Origin of the sequence: Clostridium sartagoforme AAU1 (assembly GCF_000401215.1) — a bacterium.
GTDB lineage: Bacteria > Bacillota > Clostridia > Clostridiales > Clostridiaceae > Clostridium > Clostridium sartagoforme.
The window spans coordinates 1-20,912 of the sequence record NZ_ASRV01000032.1; the positions used below are offsets into that span (position 1 = coordinate 1).

Genomic DNA, 20,912 nt, shown 5'->3' on the forward strand with positions numbered 1-20,912 from the left:
TACAAAGATTTACAAGATAAGTAATATTTATTAGCATCAATACTATTTGTATATTTATAACTATTTTTTTAATTCTGCTAGTATATCATTAAATGATTTTAACGAATTCATATCTGAAATTATAGTTTTATTTTCTATTGCTTTCTTTAAAATCATTGAAGCTTTAGTATCTCCTACAAGGATTGCTCCTATTATTTTATCATCTTTAAAGAATAGTCTTTTGTAGACTTTTCCATCCTTCTCATCCTCTACTATTGTTTTATCGAAACTTTCTTCTATATTCCCCACTGAAAATAGTGAAGTATTAAAAGCGTTCATCATTGTAACTGGTGTTAAGATAGAATAACTTGCTTCTTTACCTGCAATGTTATATCCTGCAACCTTTCCTTCTTCAGATGCTACATTCCAAAGTCCACCTATTTGCCCTGATAATTCTGCAACATCCCCTGCTGCATAAATATTTTCTACATTAGTTTGCATTTTATTATTAACTATGATTCCTCTAGCTACATTTACTTCTGTATTTTCTAAAATCTTCGTATTAGCTCTTATTCCAACAGAATAAACTATCATATCACACTTAATTCTAGTTCCATTATTTAAAATAATGCTCTCTGCTTTACCTTCTCCAATTATCTTTTCTACCTTGGAGTTTAAAAGAACTTTTATATTAAATTTTTCTATTAAATTCTGTAAGATTTCAGAAGCTCTCTTATCTAGTTGACGTGGCATTAATCTTTCTAAAGCTTCAACTACAATAACTTCTTTATCTTGTTGACTAAAAGCCCATGCACCTTCTAATCCCTGAATTCCTCCGCCTATATTTAATATAATTTTTTTATCTATTACACTATCCTTAATAGCCTTTACATCTTCAAGTTCCCTTATTGTAAAAATATTTCCCTTGTTTATTCCATCTATTGGAGGCTTAAAATTACTAGCTCCTGTTACTATTAATAATTTATCATACCCAAAGCAAATGCCATCATTTAAATTAATTTTATTATTCATAGTGTCAATAGAAAGTACTTCTTTATCAAAATATAATTTCACATTATTTAAATCATACCATTCCTTTTTTTGAAGTAATATTTTCTCTTCCTCAAGATTATCAAAAAGACCTTTGGTCAATTTAATTCTATAGTAAGGATAATATTTTTCATTTTGAAATATGTGTATGTTTATTTCTTTATCAACTTCTCTAATTGATTTTACTGCACTTACAGCTGCAACTCCACCACCAATTATAACTACATTTTTGCTCAATTAATTCACCACCAATTATATTATTAAATAATTATTTTTAACTAAAATATAAACATTAATACAAAGTTTTCTTTTTAGCTTTTTAACTACGAATTTATTATAAAATTTTTGTTTTAACTTTTTAATTCTAGTCCTATTATAAATCTATATTAATAATATTGATGTGATTCAAGTCACAAATTGATAACTATTATCAATTTGTATTCTTAGTTAATTTAGTTTGATGATCATAAGAATTAAATATTATAATATAACAAAATAAGAGCCATCAATGGGACAGCTCTTATTTATATTATCATTTTATAAGCTCAAAAATGCTTCAAATCTTTCTCTTGTCTTTTCTTCTCCTATTATTTGCATAATAGTATATAGATCAGGAGTATTACTTCTATGAGATAATGCAGCTCTTACAGCTCCTGCTACATCTGAAATCATTCCTTTGTATCGATCTGGATTTGCTTTGTATTCTTTTCTGTTAGCACAGTATCCTAATTCTAATCCTATTTCTTTTAAATCTTCAAACCAAGCTTCTTGACTTCCTGCATTAAAGTTAAATTTATCTTTATAAACTTTTATTATTTCTTTTGCTGCATCTAAAGTTAAGTTCTTTGGAAGTTCAACATTTTCTGCAGTTTCTTTATTGAATAATTTGTCAAAGAAATAATCTACTTTTCCTCTTACTTCATCCCATTTAGCAAAGTCTTTTCTTGGCTTTGGACCTTCTTTATCTATATTGAAGATTTCCTTAGACATTTCTTCATTTGCAGTTACTAAATCATACATTTCTTTATCAAATTCTTTAGCCCAAGCTATATAATTATTGTAAACTGCATCAGCCTTCATCTTACAAATAACTTCTTTACTTACATCATTTAATTTAACTATATCAAATAATGCACCTGATTTACTCATCTTATCTAAAGCTATTTCAAATTCATGATAATCTACAGTAGAATTTTCAGCTCTCCAATCTTCAAAAGTTGAATTTATTATATTTAATAAATATTCAATAACTGATTGAACAGGATATCCAACTTCTTTATAATATGAAACTGCAGCTTCTGCATCTTTTCTCTTAGATAATTTTCTCTTAGAACCATTATCATTTTTCATTATTGTTGGAATATGAGCATAATTTGGTCTTTCTAAACCTAACACATCAAATAATTGTACATGTATTGGTAATGAAGATAACCATTCTTCTCCTCTTATAACATGGGTAGTTCTCATTAATGCATCATCTATAGCATGAGCAAAGTGATATGTTGGAAGTCCATCTCCCTTTATTATAACTATATCTTGATTATTTTCTGGGAAGCTTATATCTCCTTTAATTAAGTCATGGAATTCTACTCTATTTTCTATATTTCCAGGTGACTTAAATCTAATTATATACGCATCTCCATTATTTATTTTTCTTATTGCTTCTTCTTCTGTTAGATTTCTATCCTTAGCATATTCTCCATAATACCCTGGAGTTATTTTAGCAGCTGTTTGTTTTTCTCTAAGCTCTGCTAATTCTTCTGGTGTATCAAAAGCTGGATAAGCTAATCCCTTTTTAATTAAATCCTTAGCAAAGGCTCTGTATATATCTGCTCTTTGACTTTGTCTATATGGAGCATATTCTCCCTTAGAAGTATCATCTCCAGTCATTCCTTCGTTAAAATCCATACCAAAGTTATGCATAGTTTGAATCGTATCTTCTATAGCACCTGCAACTTCTCTTTTTTGGTCAGTATCTTCTATTCTTAAATAAAAAACTCCGCCTGTTTGACTTGCTAATCTTTCATTTATTAATGCTGCAAAAACTCCTCCAATATGTTGAAATCCAGTTGGTGATGGTGCATATCTAGTTACAACTGCACCTTCTTTTAAATTTCTTTTTGGATATTTTGCAATATAATCTTCTGGTGTTTTATCAATATTAGGGAATATTAATTCTGATAACTTTTCAAAACTCATCTTTATCTATCCTTTCCTTTAGTTATAAAATTTTATAAAAATAAAAAGCCCTTCATCCTATAAATATTAGGACGAAAGACAAAATTCCGCGTTACCACCTAAATTGGTTAATAAAAATCAACCCACTCATTCTCTTTAAGGGGAGAACCCACAAACCTACTTGCAAAATTTTTAATATGCTGTTTCAGTTTATAGCTCTAGAGCTTCCTTCAATAGTATCAAATTTTAAGCTTCCACCACTACTTAAATCTCTGTAATATGACTATCTATCTACTTTTCTCTTTCATAGCTTATTATTATACTTTACCATAAACATTATAACTATACCTTTAACATTTGTAAATAATTTTATACCTTTTAGTTAGCTTCAATAGCCTTTTTAATCTAAATTACTTTTATAAATCATCTCTAATTCATCCTTCGGCATTAAAGCATGAACTAAATATCCCATTATTATTACTCCAGGTATATCAATTAAAAGCCTTGCTAATGTAAATTTATATCCTAGTGAAGAAATTTCAAACATTAAAGTAGATATTTTAGTTACACACCAAGCATTCATAAAAATTATTATATTGCTAAATCTAACTCCTTTTTTTAGAAGAACCTTTGTAAATGGAAAAGCTGCATACATAGGTCCTGCAGCTATTGATCCTATCAATATTGCAAGAGAAATTCCTTTTATACCTGAATCATCTCCCATGTACTTCATCATGGCTTCTCTTGGAATCCAAACATCTATAAGTCCAAGTATTATCATTATTGGAGGAACTACAGAAATCATTTGTTTAAAGCTAGAAAATGCAATATTAAATGATCGTAACCCTATATCATCATTAAATACAGTTATCATTATAGTTATTAACAATGCTGTAATAAAGAATATATACCTTTTTGCTAATTTCTTAATCATATAATTTTCACCACCAATCCAACAAAAAATGCTACTATAATAGAAAAAATAAAAGCTACTAAATTTCTATAAATAGCTGCTTTTTTTCCTATATATTTTACTTCAAGAGGTATAGTTACTATCCCTATTAAAGTAAGTGTTGAAATAAGTGCTGCAACTTGCGCTATTCCGGCTCCATTTTTAAGTAGCATATCTCCTGTAGAAAATGCTACAAATGTAGGCATCATAGCAATGCTTCCTAAAATTGCTGATAATAATACACCAAGTATATTGGAGTTGCTTCCTATTATCTTCGATATAATTTCAGGATTTAATATACTAAGGGTTAAACCAACAATTAATATTATTCCTAAAAATTGAGGTAATATATTTTCTATAGCTTTCACCCCAGTTAATAACGCTTTTTTAGTTTTTCTTCTATCCCTTTTATAAGATATTAAAAATAATAAAAAAGCTATTAGATAAAGAATTATACTACTCATGATACTCACTTCTAAAAATTATTCTTATCATTAATATATAATAAATAAATATCTATGTGATTAAGAAATTAGTATAGTTTTATAAACTTACTCATTCTCTAATTAGTTATATACAATTAATTAAACTATTAAAATGGAAATAATATAACTTTTTTATATTATAATATTGTATTTGTCAATTAATAATTATATTATGGGTATAATTATTAATAAAGTGATTAAAAAATAAAATTGGAGACTTATAACTATGAAAAAATTTATATTAATTGTTCTTTTTGTATCTTTATCAGTACTTTCTGGTTTTTTAGTAAATAAGCTTTTAAATGGTAAAACTATTATTACAGACAAAAATAATATCAGTGATAATACAGATTCTAATAGCAATGACAACAATGATAATACTAGTAATAATAATGATATTTCTGAAAATAACAACAATAGCAGCAATCAAAATAATAATCAGCCTAATAATAATCACTTAATATCAAATAAGGAAAAGGCCTCTAAGATTTTAGCTAATATGTCTTTAGATGAAAAGGTTGGCCAAATGTTTTTTGTTAGATGTAGAAAAAATACTGCACTTGAAGATTTACAATTATATAAAGTTGGTGGATTTATTTTATTTGATGATAATGTAAAAAATGAAACAAAAGATTCTTTATCTACTACATTAAAATCTTATCAAGATAATTCTAAAATAAAACTACTTATAGGTATTGATGAAGAAGGTGGAATTGTTAATAGATTAAGTCGATACACTACTTTTAGAGGTGTTCCTTTTTACTCTCCTCAAGATTTATATAATGAGGGAGGATATCCTTTAATAATTAGCGATACAAAAGAAAAAGCTACACTTTTAAAAAGCTTAGGCATAAATGTTAACTTGGCTCCTGTTTGTGACGTATCTACTAATTCATATGATTATATTTATCCTAGAGCCTTTGGGAAAAATGCAATAGAAACATCTAAATATATAAAAACAGTTGTTACTACAATGAAAGAAAATAATATAGGTTCTACATTAAAGCATTTTCCTGGGTATGGTAATAACTTAGACACTCATACTGGTATATCTATTGATGAAAGGAGTTACGAAATCTTTAAAACTTCTGACTTTCTTCCATTTGAGGCAGGGATAAAAGCAGGTGCTGATAGCATACTTGTTTCTCATAATATAGTAAAATCTATGGATGAAAATCTACCAGCTTCACTTTCTTCTAATGTTCATAATATAATTAGGAATGAATTAAACTATGATAAAGTCATAATGACTGACGATTTGCAAATGGATGCTATTAAAGAGTATATCGGAGATTATAATTCTGCCGTATTAGCTATAAATGCTGGAAATGACTTATTAATAGCTTCTGATTTTGATGTTCAAATTCCAGTTGTACTACAAGCAATACAAAACGGAGAAATAAATGAAGAACGTATTAATGAATCCGTACTAAGAGTTCTTTTATGGAAAATTGATTTAGGACTACTTTAAAATAAATTGCGAAGCAATTTATATAGTTCACAGCGCACAATTCACAGTTCACAGTTTTGGGAATAAAATAAAAACAACTGTGCACTGTGCCTTGTGAATTGTGAACTGAAAAATGCTTCACATTTTATTACTATTTTTATCTAATTATTTTGTTATTAAAATAATTGTATTCGTACCAGTTTTTAGTAGTAACTTTTTTATTAAACCATCTAAAATAATACTGACTTTCTATTATGCCTTTTTCATATCCTTCTTTTACTGCATTTTGAGCATCTAAAGATAGTGTAGATAAATATCCATCATCTATTTCGTATTTTGTACTAATTGTTTCTAGATTTTGTTTAGCTATATAATTATCTATATTAAAATAATTTAAACCTACATATATAACTAACCCTGCAATTACTATTGGCTTGAATAAATATTTATTTTTCCATATAAATATAAGCAATGTAATTAAACAAATACATAAAAATACAGTAAATACTTGAACTAGAATTCTTAGTCTTGTATATCCAAATTCTTTTATATATAAATTCATTTTATATATAGCTGAAGCTCCCATATTTATAGTTAATACTGTTATTAAGCTATATAAAACATTTAAAATATTTTTACTTTTAATGCTATTAACTGCTGTCTTGAAATTCATTGCTGTTATTATTGATATATTTACTACCACTAAAGTTACTAATTGAAAGAATCCACTTCTTGCATAATGTGCAAAATCAAATCCAATTGGCAATTCTTTATTTAAATATAAATATGATACTTGTATCTTAGTAAAAGTTAAATATAAAGCTATTAGAGAAACCAATATTGTTATTATAGTTGTTGAATTAAATGATTTATTGATCTTTCCATTTCCAACCTTTTTTATTTTAGTTGAATTAAGAGTATAATATAATCCAAACACTAAAAACATAATTATTATTGCTATTAAAAATTTTAATATAAAATCATATATATTTTCTATATTCAGAAAATTCCATATATTTTTCAAATAATAATTAAAAACTTCATCAGCACCTGCAAGTAAAATTCCTGTAAATATAAGTAATGGTACTGATATTACTAAACCTATTATTATAGATTTCATATTTTTATTTTCTTTTACATCATTTTTCTTAGATACTTCTTTAACTACTAATGGAAGCTTACTTGTATTTTCTATTGATTGACCCATAATTATTTCTAAAAAAGCCGCTCCAAAATTTAGTAACTTAAAGGGGATATTATTATATGTTAATAATAAAAATCCAGAAAATAATGTTATTGGAATAATTAAGATATTCATGGCTCTAAATAATTCATTTGTAAAGATTCCATAACTGCATGATAGAATAACACTTATTACTAAAAAGAAATATCCCAATATACTATTAGTTTTTATATCTACCGAAAATATAAATATTACTATCATTAAAAGAGTTAATATTGGTACTGAAACTCCTAAATATCCAAAGATAAATCTTGAAAATAATATCCCAATTAATAAAGACAAGATAATAAGTATTATAGCCTTATTATTCTCCATTTTAGTCTTTTCAAAATCTATTAATTGGCTTTTTACTTTATACTTACTTTTCATATTTACAGACTCTCTTAAAGATACGATTGCTGGAGATTTATAATTCTCTATTTCGCATTGAGTTATTATATATCTAAATAATTCATTTTCAAATCTATTTAAATTATTTGCCCACATGCAATCTTCAAAAACTAAATTTTCATCAATTATTTTTATATCTAGATTGGTAGCATCCATAAAAATTAGACTGATATTATAATCTTCTATAGCTACTTTTTTATTATATTTAACACTAGGTAAATTTTCCGATTCAAAATTCTGTTGTTTCCATCTATTTATACATTCCTCTTCTGTTTCCTCATTTTTCATAGTTATTATTGGTAGACGATTTTTTGAACGTTTCAATAAAAGAAGTTTTTTATCTTTCATTAAAACTAAAGCAACTGCATTAATCATATATACCTCCATTAATAATTTATAATGTCAAAACACATTCATCAGTCATTTATAAATTCTAAAATATCCCCTGGTTGACAATTGAGTTCTCTACAAATAGCTTCTAAAGTAGAAAACCTAATTGCCTTCGCTTTGTTGTTTTTTAATATAGATAAATTGGCATTAGTTATTCCAACCTTTTCTGCTAGTTCATTTAATGAAATTTTTCGCTTTGCCATCATGACATCTAAATTTACGATTATTCCCATGCTTTTCTCCTTTGTCATACTGTTAAATCATTTTCTTCTTTAAAGGTAACTGCCTTATCAAAAACCTTTGATAATATAAAGATAAAGGCTGATGCAAATAAAAATATAAATACTTCCATATCAGTATGGATTCCCATATTATCAACATATATAAATTTAAATTCTTTAAAATTAGAATTTATAAATAAATTAATTAAATAACATAAAGCTATAATTAATGATGATATTGATATTTTCTTGAAAGCTATAGCATTTGATCTAACAAAAGGATCGCCTAATATTAATGTTTTTATTATACCTCTAAGCTGGAATACTATATAAAATAAACTGCTTATTCCCACAACTAGTAATAGTACAACTACCCCCTCATTCGTAATAAAATCTACTATATTTCTTTTATAAAATGTAGTATAAAATACTCCAATTGTAAGAATTACTCCAAATACAATGCTAATATTTAAAATTGCTGCCAGTATCTTAGATAAAAACTTTTCATCTTTTAAATTCATAATTTTTCTTTAGTAAGTGAATATATAAAATGTATTCCACCTACCAAAACTCACCTCTTTTCTTTCTAAAGTATTTTTTGTTTATAACTTTTTAATAAATCTTTAGCAACTTATATCATTATACAATAATACTCATATTACTTTTTTAAATTTATAAACTAACTACTACGTATCCAATTCATAAATATAAAGTTTATTAGTTTCAAAATCAAGAATAGATATAGTCACATTATAAGAACTTCTTAAGTTAATGTCTGTATGCTTTTTTTCTGGATAATTGTCAGCAAATCTATCCCTAATATAATAAATACCTTTTTGAATATCCTGTGGAATATTTTTAGACATTTTACCTATATCATAGCTAATTCCATCATAATCTCCACCATTAATAATTATTTTTAGTTCCCTTGGCAAAGGAATATCATTCCACATCTCATTTTTTGCTGCATCAACAATAAATTTTTCCATGCCTATCTTAGTTAGCTTAATTTCTGCATAAGCCTCACCATCACCATGAAATCCACCATGTCCATCATCCCATCTTAAAATAGTTGAGTCTTTAGGTATATCAACCCCTATAATTCTACCTAATTTATGAAAGTCATCATTCATTATTCTATTTAAAATATTATAAGTAATAATAACTACAAATATTATTACTAAAAATCCTATTAACTTTTTCCCTCTCCCCATTATTTTACCGCCTTTAATATTTATAAAAATATTAAATTTTATTGAGTTTGTGTATAACTTAATTTAATCATATCTAAAATCATACTTTCCATCTGGCAACTCTATTTTATGCCCATTAATATAAACAGTATCATTATCTTCCCAAATCATTTCAGAATCCTTTATATGATAATCATTATATATCACTTTTTTACCAAATTTATTATCTATCTTTAAGTAACATCTTACAGCCCAATCTGTAGTTGCTCCACCATATATGAGATAAGCCTCAATTTTATACTTTCCATCCATAGATTCTGTTTGATTAATAAGTTCCTTACTAGGTGAAAAAATAGATTTTAAAAAGACTATACCACCAATAAGTAGTGATAAAATAATTAAAACCAATACCAATGCTATAGTAGATGTTCTCTTAATTCTTTTTATTTCTTCATCTTCATTCAATTCATCATTAAACTTTTCCACGTTATTTACCTCATACTGTTAAATCATTTTCTGACTTTATATCTATAGCTTCTTGTAAAAGTCTTTGAAGAACAGCAGAGAATACTGTAATTATCATTGAAGCAAATATAGGAACCATTCCAATTATTATAAGCCCTGGTGCATCATCTTTATCTGCTAAAAGATAAACAAATGGCATTATTGCTACATATAAGATACTTATTGTTACTGCGCAGTATTTTATATTGTTTAAAGCTTTTATGGAAATTAGTGAGAAAGCTTTGTTTTTATCAATATAAATTAAAAGTCTAAAAGCCATATATAATGCAATGTAAAATGGTATTGTTGATGCATATATACCTATTAAAATAGGATATAATATATATGAATAATTAGAATCTACTGGATTATTTCCTAACCAATACATCCCAAACATACCTAAAGCGATAATAGGAATTCCAATAATAGTAATGGCTAATTTTAAAAATAGTGTTGTTCCTCTTTTCATAAAAACCTCCTCATTTTTTCTAAAAATCATATAATCCTTTGAAAGTATGAAATTGGTAATGCTACTTGTAATAATTAATATATATTTATTCCCATTATCGATAGTAATATATAATTACGTTTCTCTTTTGTAATTTTCATAGCTTTTACCTAACTTTCTGAATCTATTATAGATTACTACTTAATTAATTGTTTTTCAAGTCTTTTTTATTGAAAAACAATATATTTTTATTTGTTATTAATATAATTTTATTATTTATCATGAAACAAAAGTTGTTCCAACCCTAATGTTGAAACAACCCCATTAAAAGCATAAAATAAAAATTGTTAATTATTTTGCTTGTAAAATCCACACCTGTTATCTGTTCCCTCTTCCCTGTTACCTTTTACCTGATTCTTGTTCCTTGTTATCTAAATAAAAAACTACACTGTACCTTGTGAATATACTGGAAAGTCTCTATCTTACTATCTTCTTCACTAAAGATCCTGTTCCTATTCCCATCATTAATACTCCGATTATCATTTCTATATTGCTAAGCATATATGATATTGGTGCTGGTTGAGCTTCATTCATTCCTACTGCTGCAAACATTCCAACACTTAAATTTAAACTTTCATTATAATCCTTTAAGAATTTTCTTATTATAAATCCATCATTTGTCCAGGTATATCTAATTATTTCTTCATCTACTTTAATTCCAAATAATAAATATAATATGGAGAAAATAAATATTGCAACTAAAGAAAAATATGCAGCATATAAAGGTCTTTCTCCATAACCACAAGTTATTAATCCTAAGAATGATGAAATTTTTGGTAAAGGTTTCAATACTTTCATTTGTGTCTTTCTGCATAAGAAATAATATTCTCCAAAATTATTATTTAAGTTATTATCTTTAAATTTATCTGCTATATTTTCATAAACTGTATATATTCCTTCATATTCTTCTCTGTTCTTTTTTCTTAACTTTATTTTATCTATAAAAGTTTTTTCATCTAATTTACTTTTATATTTATCTCGAAACTCCAAATCTTCTATATATGAACCAACTATCTTTACCCCTGATAAATTAGTATCTATTACTATTATCATTTTTAAATCACAATCAAAAATCATTCCATCGCTCATATCACTTAATTCAAAATTAGTATCTTTTAAATAACATTTCTTAAATATAATATGACTTAAATCGCAATTTAAAAACTTTACGTATATTTTACATTCATTAAATTCACAAGATAAATTATCTTCTTTATTGAGATTAGGAATTGTATCACTTTCTTGCTTAACAAAAATACACTCTTGAAATAATGCTCCTCCTCCAATAAATTCACAATTAGTAAACTTACAGCCAATAAATCTACACCCACTAAATTTTATGTTAGAAAACTTACAATTTATAAATTTAGTACAAATTATATCTATATTGCCTACTTCTTCAAAATCCTCTTCTTTTTTTGAATGTCCCCCGCAAAAACTACATCATTAAACTCTCTATAACTATACTTTTCATTTGGAATGTAATCATTAGATAGCTTATTACTATCTTTTATTTCATTAAATAACTTTTCATTATTAATAACTCTCTTTTCTAATTGAATTTTAGCTACATATACTTCTTCTTTAAAATTTATATAAGCCATAATATAATTTCTCCTTTTAATAATCATATAATCTACTTATATTATTCCTATATAAAAATTAATTATCAGAATAAATGTTATATATTCCATGCACTTTTTAATAATATTATAGCCTCTTCCATATCACTATTATTTAAACTTGCGTATCCTAAGAAAATTGTTTTTGTATCAAATTTTATATCATCATATGAATTGGATAGTCCCAAAATCCTTATCCCTTTTTCTTCTGCATTTTTAATAAGCTCATTTTCTGACATTCCATTGTTAACCTTTAATAGCAAATGTAATCCTGAATTAGTTCCTATTATTTCGGTATTACTTAAATATTTTTTGATTAATGAAACTAAGAACTCTCTCTTTTTCTTATAAATATTCCTCATTTTATTTAAGTGTCTTTCAAAATACCCATCTTCTATAAATCTATATAATGCTTGTTGATCTAATCTAGAAACTGTACAAATTAGAAAACTGAAATTTTCTCTATATTCTTTTATTAATTCATCTGGCAACACCATATACGCTATTCTAATTGAAGGAGCAAAGGATTTCGAAAATGTTCCAATATATATAACTTTCCCTCTTGTATCTAAGCTTTGAAGGGCTGGTATTGGTTTTCCTTCAAATCTAAATTCACTATCATAATCATCTTCTATTATATATCGATTTACACTTTCTTGCGCCCAAGATAAAAGTTGCATTCGTCTGCTTATCGGCATTATTTTACCTGTTGGAAACTGATGTGATGGTGTTATATGAACAATTTCAGCATTACTTTTGTATAATTCATCAACATCAATTCCTTGATTATCCAACCTTATAGGCTTGATTTCTGTTTTTCTAATTTTTAATATCTTCTTAATTTTATAATATCCTGGTTCCTCCACTGCATAAATTTTTTCACTCCCCAAAATGTTTATTAAAATCTGTACTAGATATTCTGTTCCTGCTCCAATAACTATATTGTCTGCATTAGAGTTTACTCCTCTTGAAAATCTTAAATACTCTGAAATAGTTTCTCGCAAATTCTTATCTCCTTGTGAGTGACCTATTTGTAATAATTCTTTATTTTCTTCATTAATTAAATCTTTATTTATTTTTCTCCACGTTGAATAAGGAAAACTTTCAAGATCCACTCTACTTGAAAAAATTCATACTTATATTTCTTTTTTGCAGATTTCTTATTACTATTTGTAATATTAGATGTATTTATTTTTATTATTCCTTGCAGCTCTGAAACATAATAACCCTTTTTAGGAATAGATGTTATATAGCCTTCAGTAATAAGCTGACCATAAGCTGCTTCAACAGTATTTTGACTAATATCAAGATACTTAGAAAGCTTTCTCTTAGAAGGTAACTTACTATTAGATTTTAAATTTCCATTTTGTATCTGAGATTTTATGAAATCATACAGTTGTATATATAGAGGAATTTCACTATTTTGTCTTAAGTTTATGCCAATAATATCCATAATAATTTCCTTTCATTTTACCTAGTTCATATTTAGGTAACAGGGCTCAGGGAACAAGTAGCACGTAATAATAAAATAAATATATAAATTGTTAATCATTATTTTTTAATTATCTTACCTCCAAAAATTTAATACTTATCCCCTGTTTCTTATTCCCTGATAGCTCTGCTACCCTATTTCTTATTAACCATAACCTTGATAATAATTTGCACTGTTAGCTGTAAGAAACTCTTTTCATAAAAAAATCCCTTAATGATTTTTCTCTATAATTTTTTCATTTTAAATTATTTTGCTCCGCAAAATAAAACTGACCTCATTAAATTGATGTAAACTGGTACTTATCAAACACTCAGTTTATGTATATAATAATATCAATGATATTATTAACAAGTCAAATAATAATAAGGAGTTTTAGATATGAATTTATTACATCCAATTTGGGCAGAAATTAATTTGAATAATTTAATATATAATATAGAGCAGATAAAGAAAAAATCTAATAATAGTAAAATAATTGGAGTTGTAAAAGCAAATGCTTATGGTCATGGAGCTGTTGAGGTATCTAAGATTTTACTTAACCATGGAATTGATAAACTTGCCGTTGCAAATATCGTAGAGGCAATTGAGCTTAGAGAAAGTGAAATTAAAGCTCCTATAATGTTACTTGGAATTAGTGAAGACTACGCAATAGATGCATTATTAGATTATGACGTAGAACCAACTATATCTAGTTATGAATTTGCTTTAAACCTTAATAATAAAGCAAAACTTTTAAACAAAATAGTTAAAATTCATATAGCTATAGACTCTGGAATGGGGCGAATAGGCTTTAGAAAAAATGATAATTCAATAGAAGAAATAGTAAAGATATCAAAATTAGATAACTTAGAAATAGAAAGCATTTTCTCTCATTTTTCCACTGCAGATTTTAAGGATAAGAGCTATTCTTTAAATCAACTTGAAATTTATAATTCATTTATGGATGTTCTTAGTGAAAAAGGAGTACCTGTTAATAATAAAAATTTATCTAATAGTGCTGCAATAATGGATTTACCTGATAGTCATTATGATTATGTAAGACCTGGCATAATTCAATATGGTTATTATCCATCAAATGAAGTTGATAAAGTTAACTTTAATATAAAACCTGTTCTAACATGGAAAACTAGGATTATTCACATTAAAGAAGTAGAAAAAGATGAATATATTGGATATGGTAAAGCCTTTAAAACAAAAAGAAAAACAATAGTTGCAACATTGCCAGTTGGTTATGCTGATGGGTATTCTAGAGGCCTTTCTAATAAAGGTAAAGTCATTATTAATGGACAATTTGCCCCAATTATAGGGAATGTTTGTATGGATCAGTTTATGATTGATATAACTGATATAAAAAATGTCTCTCTTAATGATGAAGTAATTTTACTTGGTTCTGATGGTTCTATAAAATTTGATGCTGACGATATGGCTGAAATTTTAAATACAATAAGCTATGAAATTCTTTGCCTTATTGGAAGAAGAGCTCCTAGAATATATATAAAAGATTATAAGACACTTGGTATAAGATATCTTATGTAATTAAAGTATATTTTTTAATATATAAATTTTATCATGTTTGAATGTATAATTTAGGAGCTGTATTTCTACAGCTCCTTTAATTTTTAATATTTAAATTTCTTATAAGTTACAAGTAATTATTTCTTTTAAAATATATTAATTCTAATAATACTATAATTAAAGTAATACCTATTGAAACAATAAATCCATTACTACTATTTAATAGCGGCATATTTTGAAAATTCATTCCAAATATTCCTGATACAATTGTTAAAGGCAATGTAGATACTGTTATAACAGTCAAAAGCTGCATTGTTTTATTCATTTTATTTGATAATTCAGAATTATATATATCAATACAAGAATATATAGAAGCTTCAATGTTATCCACTAAATTCAAAGTGTTATCCAGTACTAATAAAACTTTATTATAAATATCTAAACAACTAAATTCATCATCTAAATATGTTAACATGGATTTATAATAGGAAGTAAATCTTTTTATTAGAGATACTGATTTTTTTATTTCTAATATTTCTTTATTATCTGCATTTCCTTTATAAACCGCTTCTTGAAATAAGTCATCTACCCTCTCTTCTATACTTAATAATTCTTCAGTATATAAATATGAGAAGTATTGAAATAAAAATAAACATAACATATTCTTATCTATCTTTTCATGCAAGGATATTTTTTCTTTTAGAAACTCTATTAATATTTCACTTTCATAGTTTAATATAAATTCATCTTTATCAATAACTGCATCAACTATAACCTTGCTTCCATCTATTACTACTGGTATTTTTAAAAATATCATTTCTTTACTTCTTATTATTATGTCTTTATGAATATTAGTAAAAACTTTGTCACTAGTCTTTTTCAAATTATCTGAGTTATATAAATACCCAACGACATTTAAAGATTTTTCACTTATATTTATACCTTCTTTTATACTACCATTTCTATAAATTGCTGTTGCCATAATATCATCCTAACTAAAAGCTTTTATTTACATTATAGTTCCCATAAAATAAAGATACAATATTTATCCACTTAAATACATAGGTTGATAAAATACTTATATTGTTTAAATAACCATAAACTTCAGATATTTTTAATTAGGTATAAAATACTTTTAAGATTATATTATATCATCTAAGCTATCTATCAAAGAATCTAATTTTACTAATAACTCCTTATCTAAATTGCCAGCTGACTTTAAAATATTATTTATATCTTCTTCAAAATTCTTTGGTATTTTAGTACATGTATTTTTAATTATATTTATTAGTCTTTTTTCTCCGGGATGAGGTATCTCATTAATAGCAAATATTATATCAAAATAGCTTGCCATAAAACCTGCTAGTCTATGATTAATACTATTTATATCACTTCTACTTATTGCTTTACTTATTTGATTATAGTAAGAAGAGATATTGTTTTTTAACAAAGGATAATTCTTTTCTATAATATTTTTCTTTAGTTTAACTGGGTACTTGCAGTTTGAAATTTCTTTTAACTTAGCAAATCTTCCTTCTCTATCAAAAATTATATCTGAATTTTTTATATTATACCAAAAGCACGTACTGTATCCTACAGATGCATTATAGTTAGCCAGTATATTATTTACTATATCTTCTATCCATGATATTCCAAAATAAGCTATATCTATTGGAATATTTTTATTTTTTAATATAAATTCATCACCTTGCCCCCAATAATCATTTCCTACTTCTTTATACTCTGCATACTTGCTGATTATTTTTTCTCTTAATTCTACTGAGATATCAGAATAAGTAAATATATCAATATCTATATCTGATAAAGAATCATTTCTTTTTGATGTAGAAGATCCTGCAAAACTTATAGCTGCAACCTCTTTCATATTTTTAAAATCTTTTATTAGCTCTTCTAAAATTAATTCTAGTTCTTTATCCATTATCTCTCCCCCTTTTATTCTCTATTAAATTTTACTACGTATATATTTATAAATGAATTATAAATATATACAAAAAATAATCTATTTATATGTATTTTTTGAATAAAAGACTAGTATTGTATATAATTTAGAATTTTAATAAGAGCTGTTATTAAGCAGCTCTCATTAAATCTATATTAACTTTACTTTATATCCACTTAACCAATTATTCATTTGAATTAAATATGCTATCATTTGTGGTCCTGTCATTAATTGACCAAACCAAGGTGTCTTATATGCTGTACCTTTTGTATTTACAATTTCTCTTACCTTATCTTTATCTATTATTTCTAAAATAGGTGAAGATTTGTCATCTAATATTCTTGTCATTATACTACAAACCATATCAGTATATATAGGATTATGAGTTTTTGGATATGGGCTCTTTTTTCTATATATTATTGAGTCAGGTAGTATTCCTTCTAATGACTTTCTTAATAATCCTTTTTCTCTACCATCTAATAGCTTTATATTTGATGGTATATTAAATGCATACTCTACTATTCTATAATCTGCAAAAGGTACTCTAACCTCTAAACTATTTGCCATACTCATCCTATCTTTTCTGTTTAATAAATTAACCATAAACCATCTTAAATTTAAGTAAAATAGTTCCCTCATCCTATGCTCCAATTTACTCTCTCCTGTCAAATGTGGAACTTCTTTTAAAGTATCACTATAAGCTGCTTGAGCAACTTCTTCTATTTTTAAGTTTTTTAAACTTGGATTTAATATTGCTTTTCTTTCACCTATAAATCTAGACCAAGGAAAAGTTTTAGCATTTATCATTTCTTCATTTGTGAACCATGGATATCCTCCAAACAATTCATCAGCACATTCTCCAGATAATGCTATTACAAAATCCTTTTTTACTTCCTTACAAAATAAATATAAAGATGAATCTACATCAGCCATTCCTGGTAAATCTCTACCTATTACAGCATCTTCTAAAGCAGTAACTAAATCTTTATGATTTAATACAACAGTTCTATGATTACTTCCTATATATTTTGACATAAATTCAGCAAAATGTTGATCAGAAGTTGGCTGAAATAATGATGATTCAAAGTATTTCTCATTATCTTCATAATCTATTGAATAAGTTGTTAATATTTTATTTCTTTTTTTATACTCTTCCGCTGCAATTGCTGATATAGCTGAAGAATCTAATCCTCCAGATAAAAATGTACAAAGAGGTACATCTCCTACCAATTGTCTATCAATGGCATCAATTAATAATTCCCTTACATGTTCAACTGCTTCTTCTTTTGTTTCTTTAAATGGCTCTGCTTTAAGTTCCCAATACACATCTTTTTTTATAATATCTTCCTTTACTATTATATATTGAGCTGGTTTTACTTCTTCTATTCCTTTATATACTGTTGTTCCTGGTATAACTGCAGGTCCTAAAGCAAATAATTCTGTTAAGCCGTCTTTATCTACTACTGGGTCAACATATGGATGCTTAAATAATGCTTTTATTTCTGAGCCAAAAATAAATGTTCCATTTTTAATAGTATAAAATAATGGCTTAACTCCCATCACATCTCTTGCAAGTAGAACTCGTTTTTCATTTTCATCATAAATTGCAAAAGCAAAAATTCCATTTAGCTTTTTAATACAATCTACTCCCCATTTAATATAAGCTACAAGTAATACTTCTGTATCTGAATATGCCTTAAAAGTACATCCTTCTTTTATCAATTCTTTTCTTAAATCTTCTGTATTATATAATTCTCCATTATATATAATTACATATTCTTTTCCATTTATAACCTTTTTCATAGGTTGCTTTCCGCCTTCTGGATCAACTACAATAAGTCTTCTATGTCCAAACATTACATTATTTGATATATAAGTGCCTTCGGCATTTGGACCTCTATTAATTAGTGTATCTGTCATAGCTTTTAAGGTTGAAATATTATTCTTAATGTTTTCCTTAAAATTTATAAATCCTGTTATTCCACACATAATCATCCTTCTTTCTATATTTCTCTATTATATATAGTTATATGATTATGTTTTGACAATAGTTCTTTAAAAATACGGGGGAGAAATTAAAAATTGAAAGAGTGAAAAGTGTAAAAGTTGTTGAAATAATCTAGTTCACTAGATTATAGAAAAAAGCTTCTTAGGATAAAATCCTAAGAAGCCTTTTATTATCAATAATTCAGCAAATATGAATTACTTCCTTAACTCTTTAACTTTTAACTTTTAGCTATTTCCTAGTATGAATTTTTCTATTACCTTAGCAACTCCATCATTTTCATTTGTATCTGTAATGTAATCTGCTATTTCTTTTATTTCATCAAAGGCATTTCCCATTGCAACTCCAAGTCCTGCATATTCAATCATATGAATATCATTTCCTGCATCACCTAATGTTATTATTTCTTCTCTTTTAATTCCTAAATGATTTGCTAATAATTCTACTCCTACACCTTTATTTGCCTCTTTATTTAAGAACTCTAGAAAATACGGTGTACTTCTTACTACTGTATATTTCTCATATACTTCTTTAGGTAACTTTTCAATAGCTGGACCTAAAATCTCTGCTTCATCTATCATCATTATTTTTATCATAACTTCATCATCAGCTATAGAATCTATATTCATCTCATGAATATCTATATTGTTAATTTGAGCTTCAACTTCTGTGTACTTGCTATTTTTAGGAGTTATTAAACCCTTTTTCTCCCAAAAAGCATGAATATTAACACCTAATTCATCACTTAACTTTTTTAAATAATGTAAATCAGAACCTTTTAGTGCCACTTTAGTTATTGCTTCTTTGCTCTTTGTTTTTTGAACTAATGCACCATTGTAACTAAGTACATAATCATGTTCTGTAAGCATATCCAATTCTTCCAAATATCTCAAAACACCTTCAATTGGTCTTCCAGTTGCTAATACTACCGTAACATCCTTTTCTCTTGCTTCTTGAATAGCCTTCTTAGTTCTATCTGATATACTTTTATCTTCTCTAAGTAAAGTACCATCCATGTCCATTGCTACTAATTTATACATCCTTAGTCCTCCGTTTATAATTGTAGTTATTTTGATTATAACATAACTACAATTATAAATGAATTTTTATATTAAGATTAAAAACACTATAAAATTTAACTTAATTTATCAAATTCCATGTAAGCTTTTAAAATTGATTTAAAGCCATCTCTTTTTAATACTTCAAACACTACACCGATTACTTCATAGCTTGATGTAATTAAAGAATCTTTTCTTATATTTAACAAATATTTTTCAACATCCTTAATTATTATTTTTAAATCGGACTCATTTACCATTGCTCCACTATCTCTTGCTGCATTCTCTATACTTATTTTCACTTTTTTAATATTAAAGTCCTCAAGCCTTCCATTCTTTTTAATTATTTTCATAAAATTCTACCTCCCATAATAAGTATTTTTAAGATTATTAAAATTAAGCTAAAGTGTTGTTGCAACTTCTTTATTATTAATATTTATATTATTAAACCTCACTACAAAATCCTCGAAATCTTTTGAGTTCAACGGCTTACTTATATAAAATCCTTGTATTTTATCACAATTTATATCCTTAAGTAAATCCATTTGACTTTTTATTTCTACCCCCTCACATACTACATCTAAATCTAAAGTATGTGATAACTTTATTAATGTCTCTATAATTGCTAATGTTTTTTATCAGTTTCAACACTAATTAATAAACTTCTATCTATTTTTATTGTATCCAAAGGTAGCATCTTTATATAATTAAAAGATG

At 26.1% G+C, this 20,912-nt stretch carries 22 protein-coding genes, 1 pseudogene and 1 other annotated feature; of the genes and pseudogenes, 2 read left to right on the forward strand and 21 right to left on the reverse strand.

Annotated elements, in window-relative coordinates:
- Positions 1–60 precede the first annotated feature (60 nt).
- The 4 genes from A500_RS02615 to A500_RS02630 form a co-directional block, all read right to left on the reverse strand.
- Positions 61–1,266, reverse strand: a complete 1,206-nt coding sequence (locus tag A500_RS02615; protein WP_016206032.1) for an NAD(P)/FAD-dependent oxidoreductase — start codon at positions 1,264–1,266, stop codon at positions 61–63.
- Between the two features lie 300 nt (positions 1,267–1,566).
- On the reverse strand, positions 1,567–3,228 hold the full coding sequence (gltX, locus tag A500_RS02620; RefSeq protein WP_016206033.1) for a glutamate--tRNA ligase: 1,662 nt from the start codon (positions 3,226–3,228) through the stop codon (positions 1,567–1,569).
- Between the two features lie 64 nt (positions 3,229–3,292).
- Positions 3,293–3,524 (reverse strand) — a binding site (T-box leader).
- Positions 3,525–3,607: 83 nt separating this feature from the next.
- The gene (locus A500_RS02625; RefSeq protein ID WP_016206034.1) at positions 3,608–4,141 is read right to left on the reverse strand and encodes a permease; all 534 of its coding nucleotides are present in this window, start codon (positions 4,139–4,141) and stop codon (positions 3,608–3,610) included.
- Complete coding sequence (locus A500_RS02630) at positions 4,138–4,623, reverse strand: hypothetical protein (protein ID WP_016206035.1); 486 nt, start codon at positions 4,621–4,623, stop codon at positions 4,138–4,140. Before A500_RS02630 ends, A500_RS02625 begins: the two co-directional genes overlap by 4 nt.
- Before the next feature lie 247 nt (positions 4,624–4,870).
- On the opposite strand from A500_RS02630, the gene A500_RS02635 reads away from it, so the two are divergent.
- Positions 4,871–6,115, forward strand: coding sequence for a glycoside hydrolase family 3 protein (locus A500_RS02635; protein ID WP_016206036.1), 1,245 nt, complete (start codon positions 4,871–4,873; stop codon positions 6,113–6,115).
- Positions 6,116–6,251: 136 nt separating this feature from the next.
- Here the strand turns inward: A500_RS02635 and A500_RS02640 are convergent, their stop codons facing one another.
- The 11 genes and pseudogenes from A500_RS02640 to A500_RS21045 form a co-directional block, all read right to left on the reverse strand.
- Positions 6,252–8,102: a DUF4153 domain-containing protein gene (locus tag A500_RS02640; RefSeq protein ID WP_016206037.1), complete on the reverse strand. Its 1,851-nt coding sequence runs from the start codon at positions 8,100–8,102 to the stop codon at positions 6,252–6,254.
- 41 nt (positions 8,103–8,143) lie between these two features.
- A complete protein-coding gene (locus A500_RS02645; protein WP_016206038.1) occupies positions 8,144–8,350 on the reverse strand; it encodes a helix-turn-helix domain-containing protein in 207 nt (68 codons plus the stop codon).
- Between the two features lie 14 nt (positions 8,351–8,364).
- The gene (locus A500_RS02650) at positions 8,365–8,859 is read right to left on the reverse strand and encodes a DUF2975 domain-containing protein (RefSeq protein WP_016206039.1); all 495 of its coding nucleotides are present in this window, start codon (positions 8,857–8,859) and stop codon (positions 8,365–8,367) included.
- A gap of 165 nt (positions 8,860–9,024) precedes the next feature.
- Positions 9,025–9,552, reverse strand: a complete 528-nt coding sequence (locus A500_RS02655; RefSeq protein ID WP_016206040.1) for a hypothetical protein — start codon at positions 9,550–9,552, stop codon at positions 9,025–9,027.
- Between the two features lie 63 nt (positions 9,553–9,615).
- On the reverse strand, positions 9,616–10,017 hold the full coding sequence (locus tag A500_RS02660) for a DUF5412 family protein (RefSeq protein ID WP_016206041.1): 402 nt from the start codon (positions 10,015–10,017) through the stop codon (positions 9,616–9,618).
- Between the two features lie 10 nt (positions 10,018–10,027).
- The gene (locus tag A500_RS02665; RefSeq protein ID WP_016206042.1) at positions 10,028–10,504 is read right to left on the reverse strand and encodes a DUF2975 domain-containing protein; all 477 of its coding nucleotides are present in this window, start codon (positions 10,502–10,504) and stop codon (positions 10,028–10,030) included.
- 456 nt (positions 10,505–10,960) lie between these two features.
- The gene (locus tag A500_RS19870) at positions 10,961–11,632 is read right to left on the reverse strand and encodes a hypothetical protein (RefSeq protein ID WP_016206043.1); all 672 of its coding nucleotides are present in this window, start codon (positions 11,630–11,632) and stop codon (positions 10,961–10,963) included.
- 216 nt (positions 11,633–11,848) lie between these two features.
- Positions 11,849–11,929, reverse strand: a pseudogene (locus A500_RS22020) (hypothetical protein); the annotation flags it as partial.
- A 5-nt stretch (positions 11,930–11,934) separates the two neighbouring features.
- Positions 11,935–12,147: a hypothetical protein gene (locus tag A500_RS21040; protein ID WP_016206044.1), complete on the reverse strand. Its 213-nt coding sequence runs from the start codon at positions 12,145–12,147 to the stop codon at positions 11,935–11,937.
- A 77-nt stretch (positions 12,148–12,224) separates the two neighbouring features.
- Positions 12,225–13,280: a MocR-like pyridoxine biosynthesis transcription factor PdxR gene (gene pdxR / locus A500_RS02675; RefSeq protein WP_016206045.1), complete on the reverse strand. Its 1,056-nt coding sequence runs from the start codon at positions 13,278–13,280 to the stop codon at positions 12,225–12,227.
- The gene (locus A500_RS21045) at positions 13,238–13,618 is read right to left on the reverse strand and encodes a GntR family transcriptional regulator (protein ID WP_016206046.1); all 381 of its coding nucleotides are present in this window, start codon (positions 13,616–13,618) and stop codon (positions 13,238–13,240) included. The genes pdxR and A500_RS21045 overlap by 43 nt, the downstream gene beginning before the upstream one ends.
- A 417-nt stretch (positions 13,619–14,035) precedes the next feature.
- Between A500_RS21045 and alr the strand changes: the two genes are divergently transcribed.
- On the forward strand, positions 14,036–15,193 hold the full coding sequence (gene alr, locus A500_RS02685) for an alanine racemase (RefSeq protein ID WP_016206047.1): 1,158 nt from the start codon (positions 14,036–14,038) through the stop codon (positions 15,191–15,193).
- A gap of 106 nt (positions 15,194–15,299) precedes the next feature.
- On the opposite strand, the gene A500_RS02690 is transcribed toward alr, so the two are convergent.
- From A500_RS02690 to A500_RS21050, 6 genes are all read right to left on the reverse strand, one after another.
- On the reverse strand, positions 15,300–16,154 hold the full coding sequence (locus A500_RS02690) for a CorA family divalent cation transporter (RefSeq protein ID WP_016206048.1): 855 nt from the start codon (positions 16,152–16,154) through the stop codon (positions 15,300–15,302).
- 159 nt (positions 16,155–16,313) lie between these two features.
- Positions 16,314–17,111: a DUF4037 domain-containing protein gene (locus tag A500_RS02695; RefSeq protein ID WP_016206049.1), complete on the reverse strand. Its 798-nt coding sequence runs from the start codon at positions 17,109–17,111 to the stop codon at positions 16,314–16,316.
- 171 nt (positions 17,112–17,282) lie between these two features.
- Positions 17,283–19,121, reverse strand: coding sequence for an asparagine synthase (glutamine-hydrolyzing) (asnB, locus tag A500_RS02700; protein WP_016206050.1), 1,839 nt, complete (start codon positions 19,119–19,121; stop codon positions 17,283–17,285).
- Between the two features lie 243 nt (positions 19,122–19,364).
- Positions 19,365–20,177: a sugar-phosphatase gene (gene yidA / locus A500_RS02705; protein WP_016206051.1), complete on the reverse strand. Its 813-nt coding sequence runs from the start codon at positions 20,175–20,177 to the stop codon at positions 19,365–19,367.
- Positions 20,178–20,272: 95 nt separating this feature from the next.
- Positions 20,273–20,548, reverse strand: a complete 276-nt coding sequence (locus A500_RS02710; RefSeq protein WP_016206052.1) for an ATP cone domain-containing protein — start codon at positions 20,546–20,548, stop codon at positions 20,273–20,275.
- Between the two features lie 48 nt (positions 20,549–20,596).
- A complete protein-coding gene (locus A500_RS21050) occupies positions 20,597–20,818 on the reverse strand; it encodes an EAL domain-containing protein (RefSeq protein WP_341349932.1) in 222 nt (73 codons plus the stop codon).
- Positions 20,819–20,912 lie beyond the last annotated feature (94 nt).